This is a genomic window from Neptuniibacter pectenicola, from assembly GCF_001597735.1.
Taxonomy (GTDB): Bacteria; Pseudomonadota; Gammaproteobacteria; order Pseudomonadales; family Balneatricaceae; genus Neptuniibacter; species Neptuniibacter pectenicola.
The window spans coordinates 1-608 of sequence record NZ_LUTS01000062.1 but is presented as its reverse complement, the minus strand read 5'-3'; the positions used below and the strand labels follow the sequence as shown (position 1 = coordinate 608).

Annotated in this window: 1 pseudogene; it reads left to right on the top strand. The window is 51.6% G+C overall.

Annotation, left to right across the window (positions count from 1 at the left end):
- Positions 1-322: 322 nt before the first annotated feature.
- A pseudogene (locus A3773_RS16860) lies at positions 323-608 on the top strand (hypothetical protein); the annotation flags it as partial.

Genomic DNA, 608 nt, shown 5'->3' with positions numbered 1-608 from the left:
CAAGACAACGAAGCCGTGTGATCTAACGGCCACCGTAAATGATGCAGTTGCGCAGGGACAGTTCATGCTCTTATCTGGGGAGATCTGCTTAACAAGCGATCGGTAAACCACCAGTAAGGCTCTGGTCAATAAGTGCCTTGGCTCCGCTGAATGTATCGCCAGTGGAGAGCGAACTAGATACAAACCGATAGCGCTGGCAGAGGTAACTTTGCCAGTGATTAAGCAGAAGTCAGCAGACGGCATAGTAGCCCAACGGTCAGCGTAATGGCTGATACATGGTGAAGGCCTGAACATTAAGAATAAAGGAGGAGCCTTGTCACACTTGAACGCACGAACGCCGTCAGGCGATGACGTGATTCAGCGTAGTGATCTGAAGCCAGCCTTTAGTAACGATCTATTTGAGCGTGTGCTGCAACGGGATAACCTCTCAGCGGCATGGAAACGCGTTCAAGCCAATAAAGGGGCTGCAGGAGTGGATGGCATGACCATCAACGAATTTCCCGTATGGGCAAGCGCAGGACACTGGACGAAGGTCACTACCGAACTGGCAACAGGTCGATATACGCCCTCACCGGTCAGACGCGTTGAAATCGATAAACCCGATGGTG